This is a genomic window from Streptomyces morookaense (assembly GCF_013030945.1).
Taxonomy (GTDB): Bacteria; Actinomycetota; Actinomycetes; order Streptomycetales; family Streptomycetaceae; genus Streptomyces; species Streptomyces morookaensis.
The window spans coordinates 1-16924 of record NZ_JABBXF010000069.1; the positions used below are offsets into that span (position 1 = coordinate 1).

A 16924-nucleotide genomic window follows, 5' to 3' on the forward strand; every position below is an offset into this window, starting at 1 on the left:
TTCGTTGCGAACAAGGTCGTGACAAACCTGTTCGCCACTGCCAGGCTGGACGCCGGTCCCGCTGGCCGGCTCCCGGCCGGCCACCGGGCTCAGTGCTCTCAAGTGTCCCGACAGAAGGGAACGTTGATGCACGCTCACCGGATTCTCCGGCGCACCGGCGCCGACGCCCACCCGCCGGGCAGAGCCCGGCGATTACGCCCGCTCGCGTCCCTGATGACGGCATTTCTGCTGGCCTGCGCGGGGATCGTCACGGCCACCGGCACGGCGCGCGCCGTGAACGGCGACGGATCCTCGCCGTTCGCCACGTACAACATGCACGGCTCCGACAACGGCTCACGCTGGACCTCGGAGGTCACGCGGCTGGCCGCGACCAACCCGCTGGTGGCACTGCAGGAAGCCGGCGCCGGGCCGCCGCTGCCGGCGCACGACAACAACCGCAACGAGTTCCAGCAGATCCGGCTCACTCCCAACCGCAGCCCCCAGCCCAGTTCCGTCCAGCGGGTAACCTGGGCGGGCGGCCCCAACGGCAGCAACCGCTACGTGTACTACCTGCAGACCGACCCGCGCCGGGTCACGGGGACGGACCAGGACACCTGGGACGGCGGCCAGATGAACCTGGCGTTCGTCACCGACACCCCGGCCGCTCAGGTCCGCGTGCTGGAGAACCCGGCCTACAACCCGGACCCCAACGCCCCCAACAACCGCTACCGGGCACGCCCCCTACTCGGCCTGCGGTTCGGCAGCACCTGGTACTGGAACACCCACGCCCGCGGCGGAGACGTGCAGCAACTGCTCACCCAGGTCCGCGACTTCATGGCCACGCCGGACCAACGCGGCCGGAGCTGGGTGCTGGTCGGCGACTTCAACGTGAACATCCTCCACCGCTCCGACGCCGACGCCCGCAACCTGTCGCTCCACCTGCGCGCGGACGAGACGCTGCTGCGCACGGGGCAGGTGACGTACATCGGCGGCGACGAGCCCAGCGAGCTGGACTACGCGATCACGCGCGGCGTGCCGGGCGGGTTCAACGCGACCGTTCCCCGGGGCGGCGGCTCGGACCACGTGCCGGTGGAGTTCGCCCGCACCCCGCCACCGGTCCAGGCACCGCGCCCGTCCCACGTCTACCACAGCGTGCTGGCCGCCCCGACCGGCAGGCTGCTGCAGGAGAACCCGAACCGCACGATCACCGTCGGGGAGGCCCGCTACAACGGCAACCAGACCTTCGGCATGTTCACCACCGGCGCGCTCACCCACTACCTACAGAACATCGATACCGGAGACTGCATCGCGATCGCGTCCAGCGTCCGCCGGGCCGCGACCACTCCGGTCGTCGCCGGCAAGTGCGACGACCCGCGTGCGCAGTGGACCATCGCCCACCTCGATGACCCGCCGGCCTGGAACGACGACAACGGCGGACCGCAGCGCTGGCGCAACGTGGCCAACCCCGGACTCTGCCTGACGCCCACCGGCGCCACGGTGGCCGCCGCGCCGTGCACCCAGGACGCCGGCCAGCTGTGGTGGGACAACGCCGCATCCGTCCCTGCGAACTGGCAGACCACCGGCGACAACATCCGCCTGGAATCCTCCTGGCTCGGTGGCCGGCTGCGGCGGGCCGGCAACGTTCCGGGGACCTTCGTCTACACCCAGCCCACACCGCCCCGCTCGTGGTGGATCTACTGGCTGTTCTATGAGAAGCAGGACTTCGGCTGGAACATCCAGCGGATCAGCCAAGGCGACAACCTGGTCCGCATCCAGAGCCTCAGCGGCACCAACCAGTGCCTGGGCAGCCAGGACGTCCACGCCACCACCCGGACAAGCGCCCTGCTCTACACGTGCGACGACGCCCGCGGCGTCGCCGGAGCCGGCCAGCGCTGGCTCGCCGAGGCATACCCGGACGGATCCATCCGCTATCGCAACGAAGCCAACCACCTGTGCCTGCTCGCCCCCGACGCCGACCACGGCGTCGTCAACCTCTACAAGTGCCAGGACATCCCGGCCGAACGCTGGAATGCGGTCAGCCCCTGAAAACCCACCGGCCGCCTGGACCCCCGTACGCGCGGGCCCAGGCGGCCCGTTCGCCGGACTCGACCGCTTCTGCCCACACGCCCATCCCGGAAGGTTTGTTCTCTCTGAGCCATGACGAGAATTCCGTCATGGGCGAAGGCGAAAGCCTCGCATGCAGCGGATGCGGCCCGGGCCTACTACAACTCCGCTGACGTCGAAGGCTTCTACACCTCCGTATGGGGTGGCGAGGACGTCCACACTGGAATCCACGAACACCTCGACGAGCCGGTCGCGCGGGCAACCCGGCGGACCGAAGCCGGCCCGGCCGGGCCGGCGAGGTATGGCACTGGCCAGACGCTGACCTTGGTGGTGCGGATGGTGATGAGTGTGGGGCGCTCACGGTCGGCGGTTCCGGAACGGAGCAGGCTCGCCAGCTCATCGGTGTCGTGGGCGGTGTGCGCGTCCACCCCGTAGCGAGAACCGGCCGCGTGGCCGGATGCAGTTGAAGATCGCGTTTTCGTTGCTTCCTGCCTCGGTCACCCACATGGTGTCGGCCGGTGCGTTGTCGCCCACGGTTGCCCACAACGCCTCGGGCGTGAGCGGTGCGGCCGCCGGATCCACAGCGGGGACGGGGGCCCCGGGAGCCGGGGCGGGACGGCCGGTGCAGCCTACGTTCCCGCGGACCCCGGCTATCCCGAGGAGCGGATCGCCTGGATCGTGCCCACGTCATCTACACGTCCGGGTCCACCGGCCGGCCCAAGGGCGTCCAGGTGGAGCACCGCAACGTCGTGTCATGCACGCCTCCCACCGCACGAGGGCCGCACCCGGGACATGCACATGGGCTTCGTCGGCCGCTACGTTCCCGCCGCCGTGGAGATCTACCCCGGCACCGACGCAATCGACGAGTACGGCGAGCCTGCGCGGACGCGAGTGTTGCCCAACTCGCCGAGCCGGGCCACCCCGTGACGGCTGCCCCGGCTGCGCAAGCATCTGGTCACTGCCGACCGCCGGGGCTCACTCGTCCCCGGGTGCGGCTCAGCCCGCTCGCCTCACATCCGCTCACTGGCCGCTCGCGGCCACAGGGCCTTGAGCTCGCCCAGTGTCTCCCGCAGCAACTGCGCCATCTCCCGCTCCTCGCCCGGCGCGATCCAGCGTGCGAAGCCGACCTTGAAGACGACGACGCCCGCCTCGGCGGTCAGGGTCGCGGTCGGCTCCGCGACGCCGCGTCGGCGCAGGGCTTCGGCGAGCGCGGCCGACAGCTTGGCGAGCTTGATCAGCTCGCGCTCCTGGAGATGCGCGTTCGCCGTGATCACGCTCTGCCGCTGCCGCGCGGCCTCTCGGCGGTCGGCGAACATCTCGGAAACCGCGTCGAACCCCGCCACCAGCAGATCGACCGGCGCCGCGGACCGCGGGGCGTCGCTGACCGCCTGTACGAAGAGCTCCCGCATCGCGGGGGCTCCTGCGAACAGCACTTCGCGCTTGTCGGCGTAGTGACGGAAGAAGGTCCGCTCCGTGAGTCCGGCCCGTTTGGCGATCTCCGCCACGGTGGTCTGCTCGAACCCGCGCTCGCTGTAGAGCTCCAACGCGGCCGTTGCCAGCCGCCCAGGCGCATTCGGCTTCCATCGGCCCATGGGAGGAATTCTACGTGATGACAGTCGATGACGTCAGGTGTAGCTTCGACGGCAGCAACTGGCATCAACTGGCCTCTGCTGTTGATGAGTTGTGCTCATGCCCGTCATCGCGACCGGGCGTGTGAGCGCACCATCATCAGGAGCTCGCACACCACTCTCATCGACCAGAAAAGGACGTGCAGCCATGAAGTCAGCCCTGCGCACCGGAGTGGCCGCCGCGGTAGTGGTCGCAGCCCTCGCCGTGATCGCCCCGTCCGCCAGTGCCACCAGCGCAAAGAACGAGCAGGCGGTGAACGCACTGTGCCGGGGGCGCTCTGCCGCAGCGGACGCCGCTGCAGACCAGGCCATGGCCGCCCGCACAGCGGCGAACCCGACCAGGATCAAGGCCGCCGCCTACAACCAGGCCCGCAGCATCCTGGCCAGGGCCGGCAGCGAGACCGCCGCCAAGTCCCACCCCGTCCACGGCACCGGCGACGTCCCCGTCGGCTACGGCACCAGCCTGCTGGCCTGCTCGCGCGACGAATTCCGGGCCAAGGACAAGAACGCTCCGATCAAACGGTCGGGCATGACGCCCTACCACTACGTAGCCATCCACGACGCGGCACGGACCATGGGCATCGACCGCTGGTGAGACGGCCGACAGCGCACCAGCCCAGCCGGGCTGGTGCGCACGGCTCTCCCTCTCCGACCACCGCATCCACACCATGCCGCGCGAACCGGCCGAGCCGTGCACCGGCGCACCTCCGCCCGGGACCGGCTCCCCTACGCCCAGATCGCCCCCGCACCGGAGCCGTCACCCGCTCCCTCCCCCTGGGAGCCGACGCCCTCCCACGACACCCTCCGGCAAGTCGGCACCATCGCACCCGGCGGCGTGGTGTACGAGGGCACCATCACCGGCATCCTGCGCATCGCGCCACGCCGACCGACCACGGCACAGAGAGCGCGGACGATCGCGAGCATGTCCCTGCGAAGTGTCGACGCCGAACAGTTCCACCTGCGGGCAACGCCCGATCGCCGACAGGCCGGGCCCGCCCCGGCCCTCGGGGTGACCGGTGTTCCCGCCGCCTGCGCCCCTACAGTGTGGTGGCTCGGGAACGACGGGTCATGTGCCCGCCGTCATGGCTTTGAGCTCGTCGAGCGCCTCCCGGACGAAGGCCGACAGGCTCCGGCGGCCGGTCGAGGCGGTCCAGCGTTCGAATGCGACCTTGAAGACGGCGATGCCCGCCTCGGCGGCCAGGCTCGCGGCAGGTTCCTTGACACCGCGTCGGCGCAGTGCGTCGGCCATAGTTGCGGACAGGGACGCGAGCTTGACGAGCTCGCGCTCCCGCAGCTCCGCGTTGGCGGTGATGACGGCCTGGCGCTGTCGTGCGAACGCGTGGCGCCCTCGGAAGCCGGCAGCGACAATCTCCAGGGTCGTACCCACTGCGTCCATCGGCGCTGTGGAAGCGGGAACATCGGCCAGGGTGTCCGCGAAGAGCGCCTGCAGCGCGCCCGCCCCTCCGAACAAGACCTCGCGCTTGTCGGCATAGTGCCGGAAGAACGTCCGCTCTGTCAGGCCCGCCCGCTTGGCGATCTCGTCCGCAGTGGTCCGCTCGAACCCTCGCTCGGTGTAGAGCTCCATGGCGGCCCGTTCGAGCCGGCCGCGTGCGTCTGGCTGCCATCGACCCATGTCCGGATCCTATCCAATGACAGTCGCTGACATTGAGTGCTACCGTCGATGTCAGTGACTGACATTCCCCTGCCGTTGCCGCGGACCTGCCGCACCGGCGGGGGCCTCACCAGGAGGTCTTCTCATGCGTGTATTCGTCACTGGCGCTTCCGGCTGGATCGGCTCCGCCGTCGTCCCCGAGCTCATCGGCGCGGGGCATCAGGTCGTCGGGCTTGCACGCTCGGACGCCGCCGCCGCGGCCCTCACTGCCGCCGGGGCCGAGGTGCACCACGGCACCCTCGACGACCTCGACGGACTGCGGAAGGCGGCCGCCGCGTCGGACGGAGTGATCCATCTCGCGTTCAAGCACGACCTCGCCTTCTCCGGCGACTTCGGGGGCGCCGTCCAGGCGGACAGGCGCGCCGTCGAGGCGTTCGGCGACGTGCTCGCCGGGTCCGACCGGCCCTTCGTCCTCGCCTCCGGCCTGGCCGGGCTCGTGCGGGGACGCGTGAGCACCGAGCAGGACGGACACGACATCGGCCCGAACGACACCACACAACCCGGAGCGGGACCGGAGGGCCGGCACGCCACCGCGGAGCTGGCGCTCTCGCTCGCCTCCCGCGGCATCCGCAGCTCGGTCCTGCGTCTGGCGCCGACCGTGCACGGCGCGGGCGACCACGGCTTCATGGCCACACTGGTCGGCATCGCCCGGGAGAAAGGCGTCTCCGGCAGCGTCGGCGAGGGGAACGCCCGCTGGCCCGCGGTGCATCGGCTCGATGCCGCCCGCCTGTTCCGGCTCGCGCTGGAGAAGGCCCCCGCGGGCTCGACACTGCACGCGGCCGCCGACGAGGGTGTACCGCTCCGCATCGTCGCCGAGGTGATCGGACGCCACCTCGGCCTGCCCGTGGTCTCCGTCGCCCCTGAGCAGGCAGGCGAACACTTCGGCTGGCTGGGCGACTTCCTCACGCTGGACTGCCCGGCATCGAGCACGCTCACCCGCGAACTGCTGGGGTGGCAGCCGACGCACCCGGGGCTCCTCGACGACCTGGAAGAGGGGCACTACTTCCAGGCTGCCGCTGTGTGACCGGGACGTGCCCCCGAGCCCGTCGCAGCCCGCCGGCATGTCAGCGCTGCACAGGCGCGGCTCCTCCGCACGTGCACTGTGCGGTGCGGGCACTTCGCGAGGGCATCAATATCCGCGGAATGCAGGGCATTTGACAGTGCCATGGCGGGCGCGCATGTCGTGGTGGGCGCCGTCTGAAGCCGGACCACAGCGACCCCTCAGCCCTCGGCGAGGAACTCGGCGATCCGAGGCCAGAGCGAGCCCCACTCCTCGCCGTCGTACCGGCTGTCGTGCGCGAGGCCGGGCACGGTGACCAGCCTCGCGGACCGGCCCAGGCGCCCCGCCTCGGCGGCCAGGTCGCGGGCGTGCTCGACGGGGATGAGCGGGTCGGCCTCGCCGTGCACGATCAGCATGGGGGCGGTGACGTCGCCGAGCGAGGTCAGCGGCCGGCGTTCCGGAGCAGCGAAATGGGACGCCAGTTGGTCCGGTCCCACGCCGAGCCGCGAGGGCACGAAGGAGCCGGGCTGTTCCCGTTCGGCCGTCACGAGCAGTGCCGGGTCGTACAGGCCCATGAGCAGAACCGCCCGGTGCCAGCGGTCCGGTGCGCGCCCGAGCGCGGTGAGGGCGGTGTACGCACCGCGGCTGGTGCCCAGCAGGCTCACCCGGGCGCCGTCGATCCCGGGGAGGCCCGCGAGGTGGTCGGCGGCTGCGAGGACGTCGTCGATGTCCCGGCCGCCCATCTCGGCACGGGCGTCGAAGTCCGGGCCGTGCCCAGGGGCACCGCGGTGGTCGACGGTGAGGACCGCGAAGCCCGCGGCCCGCAGCGGTGGGTGTTCGCCGACCTGTACGGGGTCACCGTCCGCGTTCAAGGCTCCGCCCGGGCCCGCGGTGCACACCACGACAGCCGGGTGCGGCCCCGGTCCCGGCGGCAGGCCGAGGTGGCCGTAGACGGTCAGGCCGTCCGCCGACGTGAACTCGTGGACGGCGAGATCCTGGAGGGCGTCCACCGGCGTCCGGTCGAGTTCGTCCGAGAGCAGCCTGGCCAGCCCGGCCATGGTGAGGTTGCGCTGCAGTTTGACCGCGGGCACCGAGACGCCGAGTTCCTTGTGCAGCAGGACGCGCAGCCCGACGGCGGTCAGTGAGTCGATGTCGACCGGCTGGTCGTTGCCGAGCTGGTGGTCGGTCAGGCCGGTGGTCTGTTGCAGGATGGGCGCGAGCAGCGTCGGCAGCAGCGTGGCGCGTTCCTCCGGGCCGAGGATGGCCAGTTGTGCCGCGCCCGGCCCGTCGCCGTCGGTCGTCGTGCCGGCCGGTACGACCGGGCGGACCCGTGGGAGGGAGGCGAGTTGCGGGTTGGCCCGGGCCCATCGTGACCAGTCGATGTCGGCCACCGATGCCTCGACGGGGCGGGTCCGCAGCAGCGTTTCCAGTTCGGTCAGGAACCGCTCGGGTGACAGGCCGCCGTGCCCGTTGCGGCGGAGGAAGGATCCGACCTCGCCATTGCCGCTGACCGCGACGCCCACGTCGTCGATCATGCCCCAGCCGATGCTGGTGGCGGGCAGGCCCTGGGCGCTCCGGTGGCGGGCCAGGGCGTTGAGGAATTCGTTGGCGGTCGCGTAGGCACCCAGGGCGACGGAGCCCAGCTGTGCCCCTACCGACGAGAAGAGCAGGAAGAAGTCGAGGCTGTCCGGCCGGGTCTCCAGGTGCAGGTTCCAGGCGCCGTCCGCCTTCGGCCGGGTGGCGTCCACCAGGCGCGCCGCGTCGGTGTCCGCGAGCACGGTGTCGTCGAAGTCGGCCGCGGCGTGGACGATGCCCCGGATCGGCGGCATCGTGGTACGGATCCGGGCGAGCAGGGCGGCCACCTGGGCCCGGTCGGCCACGTCGGCCTTCTCGACCCGGACGTCGACTCCCCGGGCGGTCAGTTCGGCCACCGCCCGCTCGGCCTCGGCCGTCGCTGCACCGCTGCGGCCGGTCAGGACCAGATGACGGGCTCCCCGGTCGGCGAACCGGCGGGCGACCGTGCGCCCCAGGCCGCCCAGGCCGCCGGTGAGCACGTAGGTGGCGTCGGGCCGGACCGGTGATCCGGCGAGTGAGGACGCGGGAACGGTGACCGGTTCACCGGCCATGCGGACCACGATCTTGCCGAGGTGGTCCGGCCCGCCCATGGCCAGCATCGCCTTGTCGACCTGGTCGGCGGGCATCTCGGTGACCGGCAGCGGGGCGAGGGCGCCCTCCTCGAAGAGGGCGGCCACCTCCTGCATGGCCGTGCGGACGTCATCCGGCCGCAGCGCCATCAGCTGGTCGTAGTCGAACGCGTGGTGTGTCATGGCCCGTTGCGCGGGCCCGGGGTCGACGGTGGGTTTGCCGAGTTCGACGAAGCGCCCGAACGTGCGGAGCACCCGGAGATTGTGGTGGATCATCTCCCCGGGCAGCGAGTTGAGGATGACGTCGACGCCCTCGCCGCCGGTCCAGCGGAGCACGTCGTCGGCGAACGTCGTGGACCGGGAGTCGGCCACGTGGGCCACGCCCTGGCCGTGCAGGAACTCCCGTCGGGTCCGGCTGCCTGCGGTGGCGAACACCTCGGCGCCGAGCCGCCCGGCGATGCGGACCGCGGCCAGCCCGACGCCCCCGGCGGCCGAGTGGACCAGGACCCGGTCGCCCGGGCGTACCCGGGCCAGCCGTACCAGCGAGAGGTACGCCGTGACCACCGGGAGCAACGAGGCGGCCTGTGCCGGGGACAGCCCGGCGGGCTTGCGCACCACCCGCACCGCGTCGAGCGTCACATGCGAGGCGAACAGCGCCTTGCTGTGCGCGAACACCTCGTCGCCGGGCCGCAGTTCGGTCACGTCCTCGCCGACCCGGACGACAGTGCCCGAGCACTCCAGGCCGAGTGTCTCCCGCGAGTGGCTGCCCTCCATCGCCCGGGGCGCGAGCAGCCCGGTCACCTTCAGCACGTCCTTGAAGTTGACGCCGACGCAGGCGACTTCGATCTCGACCTCTGCCGGGCCGGGCTCCCGCCGGGCGGTCGCGGCGAACCGGAGGTTGTCGGCGGTGGTGCGCAGCACACCGAGGCGGACCGGCGTGAGATCGGTACGGGTGGTCACCTGGTGCAGCGGTGACAGGTCCCCGGCCGGTTCCAGCCGCCGGACGTACCGTGTGCCGCCACGCAGCGCCACCTCGTCGAGCCCGTCGTGGAGGAGCTCGGCCAACAGCGCCTCCTCGGAGCCCGCGTCGATGTCGATGAGGCGGCAACGCAACTCCGGCCGTTCGGCGTTGACGACCCGCCCGAACCCCCACAGCGCGGCCGCGAACGGGTCGGTGGTCGGATCCTCGGGGGAGACACTCTGCGTGCCCGCGGTGATGAGGAACAGCGGTACGTCGCCGACCGGCATCGCCTGCACCAGCCGCAGCGGCTCGGCGACGGGCGAGCACACGGGCGCGTCGTCCGTCCGGCTCGCGACATGGACGACGCCGCGGCAGCCCTTGACTTGTTCCGGCCAGTCGTCCTCGCTCAGGTCGGTGTGTACGACCGTGCCGCCCGCCGCGGTGATCCGCCGCGCCAGCCCGGCATGGGTGGCCGAGGAACCCACGAGGATCCAAGTTCCCTCGGCATCACCGGCGTTGTCGAGGGGCTCGGGGCGCCAGGTGTGTTCGTAGTGGAGGCGCTGCCCGGGTGCGGTGGTCACGGCGCTGTCGTCGGCCGGCCGCTGGGCGCGCAGGCCGGTCACCTCCGCGACCACCTCGCCGTCGTCGGTGACGAGGGTGAGGTCGCATTCGAACCGGCCCGGGACCGTGCTGTGCCGGTCGCGTCCATGGACCCACAGCCGTCGGCCCGGCGCGCGGTAGTAGCGGAGTTCGGCGATGCGGGCCGGTACGTAGGTACCGGCCGCTGCGGTGCCCCCGAGGACGAGGGCCCCGGCGAACACCGCCTGGAGAGCAGCGTCCAGGAACACCGGGTGCAGGCGGTGGCCCGCCGGGTCCACGGTGCCGAGGCCGATCTCGGCGAAGACCTCTCCGGTCTCCTCCCGGAGCCACATCCGGTCGACGGCGCGGAACGCCGGCCCGTAGTGCAGGTCGCCGACGCCGAGCCGTGCGTACACCTCGTCGTGGTCGAGTACCGGCAGCGAACGGACGTGCTCGGCAAGGGTGTCCGTGCGCGGCGGCGGCAGCAACGGTCCGGCGAGGTACGACCGGCGCAGTTCGGTGTGCAGTGTCCAGTCGGGGTCGTCCGCGTGGGCGCGACTGTGCAAACTCATTCGCCTGCGCGTCGGGTCGTAGCCGACGCGCAGGGTGGTCACCGAGGACGGCGGGAGTACCAGGGGCCGGTGGAAGACGATGTCTTCCAGGAAGCAGGGCTCGTCGTCGGGGAACATCGCGAGCGCGGCCTCGACGTACCCTGCGCCCGGGAAGATCACGTCGTCGCCGATCCGGTGGTCCTCGAGGTACGGGAACTCGGCCGTGCCCAGTTCGACGTCCTGGGCCGGGTCGGCCGAGGCGACGGTCCGGCCGCCGAGGGACAGGCCGCCGTGGTCCAGGCGTGCTTGCCGGGAGGCCGGCGACTCGGTCCAGTGGCGGTCGCGCTGCCACGGGTAGAGCGGGAGGTCGAGGTGATCCGGCGGGCCGGGGTGCACCGCTTCCCAGTTCGGTGTGGCGCCGGCCGTGTAGAGGGAGCCGAGCGTTTCCAGCAGATGCCGACGCTGCGGCCGGTCCCGGCGCAGTGAGGCCAGCCGTACCGCGTCGGTGCGGCTGTCGATCAGGGCCTCGTCCACCGCTGCGGCCAGGACCGGATGCGGTCCGACTTCGAGCACCGCCCCGGGCGCCCGGCCGAGCAGGTGTCGGAACGCGTCGGCGAAACGCACCGGCTGCCGGACATTGCGCCACCAGTACGCACTGTCGAGTTCGGAGCCGTCGACCCGGTCGCCGGTCACCGTCGAGTACAGCGGCACCCGGGCCCGGTCCGGCCGGATACCGGCCAGGGCCGCCAGCAGCGGTGCGCGGATCTCGTCCATCTGCGGGCTGTGATAGGCCACTTCGACCCGCAGCGGCGTGACGGCGGCGCCCGCCGCCCTCAACCGTTCGGCCACGGCATCGACGGCCTCGTGATCACCGGCCAGCGTTGTCGCCGTCGTGCTGTTGATCGCGGCCACCGCCACGCCCTCGGCCAGATGGGGGGTGACTTCGTCGACGGGCAGGCCGACCGCGATCATGCTGCCGCGTCCGGCGAGCGTCGCTTGCAGGCGTGCCCGGTGGAAGCTCACCGTCAGCGCGTCCTCCAGCGTGTACACCCCGGCCGCGTGAGCCGCGGCCACCTCGCCCACGCTGTGGCCCACGACCATGTCGGGCTCGATTCCCCAGTCGCGCCACAACGCCGTCAGCCCGGTCTGCACCACGAAGTTGGCGACCTGTGCGTAAAGGGTCCTGTTCAACCGGGAGTCGGTCTCGGCGCGGAGCAGTTCGTCGCCGATCGAGAGGCCGAACCTTTCGAGCACCGCGTCGCACTCGGCAACGATCTGGGCGAAGCGCGGTTCTTCCAGCAGCAGTTCCCGGCCCATTCCCCACCATTGCGGGCCCATTCCCGAGTAGACGAACGCGACCGCCGGTCGTTCCGTCCGTTGCGCGGCGATGTCGAGCTGCCGCAGGTGCCCGGCCGCTTCCCCGGGGTCGGCAGCAACGACGAAGGTCCGCAGGGAATGGTGGTCGCGGCGTCGTGCGGCGGCACCGGCGACGCGCCGCAACGTCGGCGCGTCCGGCTGTTCGAGGAGGGTCGCATAGGCGTCGGCCAGGGCACGCAAAGCCCCTTCGCTGCGCGCCGACAGCGGGAGAAGCAGCGGCTCTCCGTCGTCCTCTCTGTCGGGTCCGACGGACGTCACGGCCGGGGCCTCTTCGAGGAGGGCGTGTGCGTTCGTACCGCCGACGCCGAACGAGTTGACCCCCGCCCGCCGCGGGCCTCCGTACGCCGGAAACGGGACCGTCTCCGTCGGCACGCACAATGGCAAACGGTCGAACGGGATACGGGGGTTGGGCTTTTCGAAGTGCACATTGGGCGGGATGAGACCATGTTCCAGGCACAGACTCGCCTTGATCACCCCCGCCACCCCGGCCGCCGCCTCGGTGTGACCGAAGTTCGACTTCACCGACCCCATCCAGTGCGTGCGCTCCGACCCGACGAGTGCGTCGCCGATCGCAGCCGCCTCGATCGGGTCTCCCACGGCGGTGCCCGTTCCGTGGGCCTCGTAGTAGCCCACCGATCCCGGCTCGACACCGGTCGTCCGGAACACCTGCCGGATCAGCCCCCGTTGGGCTTCTGCGCTGGGCACCGGCACGCCGGGGGTACGGCCGTCGTGGTTCACCGCCGAGCCACGCACCACCGCGTGAACACGGTCGCCGTCGCGCCGGGCCGCGGAGAGCGGCTTGAGCACGATCATTCCCGCGCCTTCGCTGCGCACATACCCGTTCGCGCGGTGGTCGAAGGACCTGCAGCGGGCGTCCGGGGACAGGAACTGTCCCTTCGCCATCGCCATCGTGGTGACCGGGAGGAACATCATGTTCACGCCGCCGGCCACCGCCAGTTCGCACTCGCCACGGTCCAGGGCGGAGCATGCCTGGTGGACCGCGACCAGCGACGAGGAACACGCGGTGTCGAGCGTGAAGCACGGCCCGTGCCAGTCGAATGTGTACGACAGCCTCGCCGCGAGCATGGTCATGCTCACCCCGGTCGGGGTGGCCACGCCGAGCAGGTGCCGGTTCTGGTCGGCCATCGCCAGACCTGCCGCGTCGAAGGTGAATCCGCCCACGTACGCGCCCACGCCGCGGCCGGCGGTCGAACCCGGCGGAATGCCGGCGTCCTCGAAGGCTTCCCAGGTCACCTCCAGCAGCACCCTCTGCTGCGGGTCCAACGCGGCGGCCTCGCGTGGTGGCATCCCGAAGAAGCCCGCGTCGAACTCCTCCAAGCCCGAACGAAGGAACCCGCCTTGCCGGATGAACATCCGTCCCGGAACGACGGGATCGGCATCGAAGTAGGCATCGGCGTTCCACCGGTCGGCTGGAATGTCGGCGATGGCGTCCACTCCGGAGACGACCAACTCCCAGAAGCTCCGCGGATCCGCGATCCCACCGGGGAATCGGCAGCCGATGCCGACGATCGCGATCGGCTCGGCCCATCCAGGGTCTTTTTCCCGGTCATCTTCAGGGCCGGGAGGGGGAGTTGAGGATGCCATCGAAATCTCCTCGTGACGGCTCTGACCGCGACAGCGCGCCAGCCTACCCGCTGTGCCCTGGGCAGTTGGGACGGAAGTGGCGGGGTTTCCCGGACGGAAGGAAGCAGTTCAAACAGGTGACGATCAGCACCTGCCGGCGGCCTCCACGGGTCCCGGCCGTTCCGCGCAGCGTGTGTGCAGGTGTCGCCTCGGTTCGGGGGTCGACGAGGCCCGGTTGTCTGTTACGGTCATTGACGGACGTACGAAAGTCACGGTCCGGTAGGTAGTCCGGATGGCGATCACTCGCTCGTACGGTGCCCATTGAGGCACATCCGGTGCGCCCCTTTTCGTCACATGATCGAGAAGGGACACAACTGTGTCGGATCTGCATGCCATCATCGCCGGGGGCGGCCTGGGCGGCCTTGCTCTCGCACAAGGACTCCAGCGGGCGGGCATCAGCGTCGCCGTCCACGAGAAGGACCCCGGCCCCGACTTCCGCAACCAGGGCTATCGCATCCGCATCGATCCGGACGGCATCACCGCGCTCAAGGCGCTGCTGACGCCGCAGGCGTTCGAGGTGTTCGCCGCCACCGCCGGAACACCCGGCGCGCGGATGGACTCCTTCGACCACCGGCTCTGCCTGCTGCACGCGCAGGAACTGCCGGTGGTGGAGGACCTGCCGGGCGGCGGGAACCTGGCAGCCAACCGCAGGACCCTGCGCCAGATCCTGCTGGCCGGGCTGGAGAAGTCCGTGCACTACGGCTCCGCGTTGACCCGTTATGAGACCGATCAATCGGGCACGGTGACCGCGCACTTCGCGGACGGGACGAGCGCCACCGGGGACGTGCTGATCGGTGCCGACGGGGTCAACTCTGCAACCCGAAGGCAGCGTCTGCCCGAGGCCCAGGTCGTCGACGCGGGGCTGCGGCTGCTGTACGGCAAGGTCCCGCTCGTCGGCGATGCGGCCCAGGAGCTTCCCTCCGACCTGTCGGGCCTGTGGACCACCGTCATCGGCCCGCAGCGGCGCTTCCTCGGGCTCGCGCCGGTGCAGTACCGCGAGCCGCAGCACGAGGTGACCGCGAGGCTGGCTCCCGGGATCGAGCTCAGCGACGACAGCGACTACCTGGCCTGCGTCTTCGGCATGCGCCGGAAGCAACTGACCTGTAGTGACGAGAAGTTGTTCGCCATGAGCGGCGCCGAGCTCCGGGCGATGACCCTGTCGCTGATGGAGGGCTGGCACCCCGGGCCGGCGGAGATCGTCTCCCGCCAGGACCCGGCCTCGATCTTCCCGATTTCGGTCCGCACCAGCGTGCCCGTCACCGCATGGGAAACGAACGCGGTCACGCTCCTCGGCGACGCCATCCACGTCATGAGCCCCGCCATCGGTGTGGGCGCGAACACCGCGCTGCGCGACGCCCGCGTTCTCACGGCCCGCCTCGTCGAGGCCGCCGCCGGTCGACCGCTCACCGACGCCCTGCGGGCCTACGAGGACGAGATGCGCGACTACGGCTTCGACGCCGTCCGCGAATCGGCCGAGCGCGGTCACCGCCTCGTCGGCCAGGACCGGCTGCCCGCACCGCAGTTGCCGCCGACGGGCAACGCCCACCCGCAGCACTGACCGGCCGGCCCAGGCCCGACCCCACCCTGTGCCGGGCCTCCTCGGGCTGTCGGTTCCCGGCAGTTCCGCATGTCCCAACGCCTGAACCGGAGAACTGGAGAACTGGCGGGCTGCCGTCAGGCGACTGCGGCGGTCAGCCGGTCTTCTCCCGTGGCGTCCGTTCTCCTGCCTTGATGGCGAAGGGCAGTCGGTTGCCCGGTGGTGGGACGGGGCAGATCGGGAAGTTGTCGCTGAACGCGCACGGCAGGTTCACCGCCCGGTTGAAGTCCAGGTGCACCTGTCCGTCCTTGCCCACCTCGCCGATCTCCAGCGAGCGGCCCGCGCTGTAGGTGGTGACGCCACTGGTGTCGTCGGCGAACACGGTGTTGAGCCTCCCGTGGGAGCGCAGCATCTGCAGGGTGTACGTGTGTCGATCGTGCTGGACGTGTACAAGTCCGGGGGAGTCGTATGTGTGCCGGCTCAGTCCCGGATCGACGGAATCGAGTTCGATCTGGCCGGACGACTTGTACGGTTCGTAGTGGCCGGTGAGTACCCACTCGGGGTTCGGCTCGAAGACGGGGACGCCGCGGAAGTTCAGTCGCGTCGACGCGTCCGGGTCGTAAACCACGATCATGTAGGTCCCTCGGTAGGTGATGCCGATCTCCAACTCGCCTGCCGCCACCCGCTGGTCGTCGCGAGCGCCGGCCGGCGCGAGCCGCCTCATGGTGGTGAAGCTGTCGCCGTCGAATGCCATCGTCGTCTCTTCCGGGTCGATGACGACCTCGTCGTGGTCCTGGGACCACAGGCCCGGAAGTCCGGGGTAGCGGCGGGGGGTGTCATCCAGCCAGTGCAGCGATCGCGCCGACAGCCAGCCGTGCGGTGCGATGAGCCACTGCTCCCATCCAGTCCGCCATGCCTTCCAGTCCTGCGTGAACTGCTCGCCGTTGATGCCCGTGATGTCCTGACCGAGTGTCATGGTGCGGTGCCCGCTTTCTTGTCGGTTCTCTCGTCGGTGCGGTTCGGGTGGACCTACCGTGCTGGGATCCGGGCAGCATGGGCAAAGGAACTTGCGAGAAAGGCAAACGCGCCTAGCGCCGGCTTGTGGACGAAACCGAGTTCCGGCGCGAGGGCGTACGTGGCGGGACGCGGCTGGTCTGGGGCCGGGTCACTTCGTGCGAGCGCGCAGATGCATCCGCTCGCCTTGCCGGCCGAAGATGATGAGCAGTTCGAGGGGCCGGTGGCCGGCGTTCGCGATGGCGTGCGGCACCCGGGTGTCGAACTCGGCGGCCTCACCGGCACTCAGGAGGAAATCCTTGTCCCCCAGAGCGAGCCGCAGCTTGCCGGCGATGACATAGAGCCACTCGTAGCCCTCGTGCACCTGCTGGTCGAGCCGCTCGGGGGTCTGCGCGGGCACTGGCAGGACCTGTTTGAACACGTTGAGACCGTCCGTGCCACGGGAGAGGGGCACCCACACCACACCGTCACGGTTCACCGGTTGCGGGCGGATGCGGGGATCACCCGTTGCCGGAGCACCGACCAGTTCGTCGAGCGGCATCCGGTACGCCTGCGCGAGAGGGAGCAGGACGTCCAGCGTCGGACGCCGCCGGCCCGATTCGATACGGGACAGCGTGCTGACGGACATGCCCGTCAGCTCCGCGAGCTGCTCCAGCGTGGATCCGCGCTGCTTGCGGATGGCGCGCAGCCGTGGCCCGACCGCGTCGAGGACGGCACTCAGCTCATGGGTCATGGAGCAAGCTTGCGCTTTCCGCAAAGTTTATTCCGCTCTCT

Annotated in this window: 10 protein-coding genes and 1 pseudogene; 6 read left to right on the plus strand and 5 right to left on the minus strand. The window is 70.8% G+C overall.

Going from position 1 to position 16924, the window contains the following annotated elements:
* Positions 1-126 precede the first annotated feature (126 nt).
* From HG542_RS25625 to HG542_RS35405, 3 genes and pseudogenes are all read left to right on the plus strand, one after another.
* The gene (locus HG542_RS25625) at positions 127-2025 is read left to right on the plus strand and encodes an endonuclease/exonuclease/phosphatase family protein (protein WP_229922460.1); all 1899 of its coding nucleotides are present in this window, start codon (positions 127-129) and stop codon (positions 2023-2025) included.
* A 692-nt stretch (positions 2026-2717) separates the two neighbouring features.
* A pseudogene (locus HG542_RS36315) lies at positions 2718-2790 on the plus strand (AMP-binding protein); the annotation flags it as partial.
* 45 nt (positions 2791-2835) lie between these two features.
* A complete protein-coding gene (locus HG542_RS35405; RefSeq protein ID WP_255316194.1) occupies positions 2836-2970 on the plus strand; it encodes a hypothetical protein in 135 nt (44 codons plus the stop codon).
* Positions 2971-3053: 83 nt separating this feature from the next.
* On the opposite strand, the gene HG542_RS25640 is transcribed toward HG542_RS35405, so the two are convergent.
* Complete coding sequence (locus HG542_RS25640; protein WP_171085385.1) at positions 3054-3635, minus strand: TetR family transcriptional regulator; 582 nt, start codon at positions 3633-3635, stop codon at positions 3054-3056.
* 184 nt (positions 3636-3819) lie between these two features.
* On the opposite strand from HG542_RS25640, the gene HG542_RS34570 reads away from it, so the two are divergent.
* Positions 3820-4266 (plus strand): hypothetical protein, encoded by a 447-nt coding sequence (locus tag HG542_RS34570; protein ID WP_218039077.1) that lies wholly within the window; start codon positions 3820-3822, stop codon positions 4264-4266.
* 471 nt (positions 4267-4737) lie between these two features.
* Here the strand turns inward: HG542_RS34570 and HG542_RS25650 are convergent, their stop codons facing one another.
* A complete protein-coding gene (locus tag HG542_RS25650; protein WP_171085387.1) occupies positions 4738-5304 on the minus strand; it encodes a TetR family transcriptional regulator in 567 nt (188 codons plus the stop codon).
* A 124-nt stretch (positions 5305-5428) separates the two neighbouring features.
* Between HG542_RS25650 and HG542_RS25655 the strand changes: the two genes are divergently transcribed.
* Complete coding sequence (locus HG542_RS25655) at positions 5429-6367, plus strand: SDR family oxidoreductase (protein ID WP_171085389.1); 939 nt, start codon at positions 5429-5431, stop codon at positions 6365-6367.
* A gap of 197 nt (positions 6368-6564) precedes the next feature.
* On the opposite strand, the gene HG542_RS25660 is transcribed toward HG542_RS25655, so the two are convergent.
* Positions 6565-13560, minus strand: a complete 6996-nt coding sequence (locus HG542_RS25660) for a type I polyketide synthase (protein ID WP_171085391.1) — start codon at positions 13558-13560, stop codon at positions 6565-6567.
* Positions 13561-13915: 355 nt separating this feature from the next.
* Here HG542_RS25660 and HG542_RS25665 point away from each other — a divergent pair, with 355 nt between their 5' ends.
* The gene (locus HG542_RS25665) at positions 13916-15157 is read left to right on the plus strand and encodes an FAD-dependent oxidoreductase (protein WP_218039078.1); all 1242 of its coding nucleotides are present in this window, start codon (positions 13916-13918) and stop codon (positions 15155-15157) included.
* Between the two features lie 133 nt (positions 15158-15290).
* Here HG542_RS25665 and HG542_RS25670 read toward each other — a convergent pair whose 3' ends face one another.
* Positions 15291-16112: a DUF1684 domain-containing protein gene (locus HG542_RS25670; protein ID WP_171085393.1), complete on the minus strand. Its 822-nt coding sequence runs from the start codon at positions 16110-16112 to the stop codon at positions 15291-15293.
* A gap of 189 nt (positions 16113-16301) precedes the next feature.
* Complete coding sequence (locus HG542_RS25675) at positions 16302-16883, minus strand: helix-turn-helix domain-containing protein (protein WP_171085394.1); 582 nt, start codon at positions 16881-16883, stop codon at positions 16302-16304.
* Positions 16884-16924: the final 41 nt, after the last annotated feature.

Coding starts and splice junctions, on each gene's coding strand:
- HG542_RS25625 (WP_229922460.1), top strand. CDS start 127: ATGCACGCTCACCGGATTCTCCGGCGCACCGGCGCCGACGCCCACCCG.
- HG542_RS35405 (WP_255316194.1), top strand. CDS start 2,836: ATGCACATGGGCTTCGTCGGCCGCTACGTTCCCGCCGCCGTGGAGATC.
- HG542_RS25640 (WP_171085385.1), bottom strand. CDS start 3,635: ATGGGCCGATGGAAGCCGAATGCGCCTGGGCGGCTGGCAACGGCCGCG.
- HG542_RS34570 (WP_218039077.1), top strand. CDS start 3,820: ATGAAGTCAGCCCTGCGCACCGGAGTGGCCGCCGCGGTAGTGGTCGCA.
- HG542_RS25650 (WP_171085387.1), bottom strand. CDS start 5,304: ATGGGTCGATGGCAGCCAGACGCACGCGGCCGGCTCGAACGGGCCGCC.
- HG542_RS25655 (WP_171085389.1), top strand. CDS start 5,429: ATGCGTGTATTCGTCACTGGCGCTTCCGGCTGGATCGGCTCCGCCGTC.
- HG542_RS25660 (WP_171085391.1), bottom strand. CDS start 13,560: ATGGCATCCTCAACTCCCCCTCCCGGCCCTGAAGATGACCGGGAAAAA.
- HG542_RS25670 (WP_171085393.1), bottom strand. CDS start 16,112: ATGACACTCGGTCAGGACATCACGGGCATCAACGGCGAGCAGTTCACG.
- HG542_RS25675 (WP_171085394.1), bottom strand. CDS start 16,883: ATGACCCATGAGCTGAGTGCCGTCCTCGACGCGGTCGGGCCACGGCTG.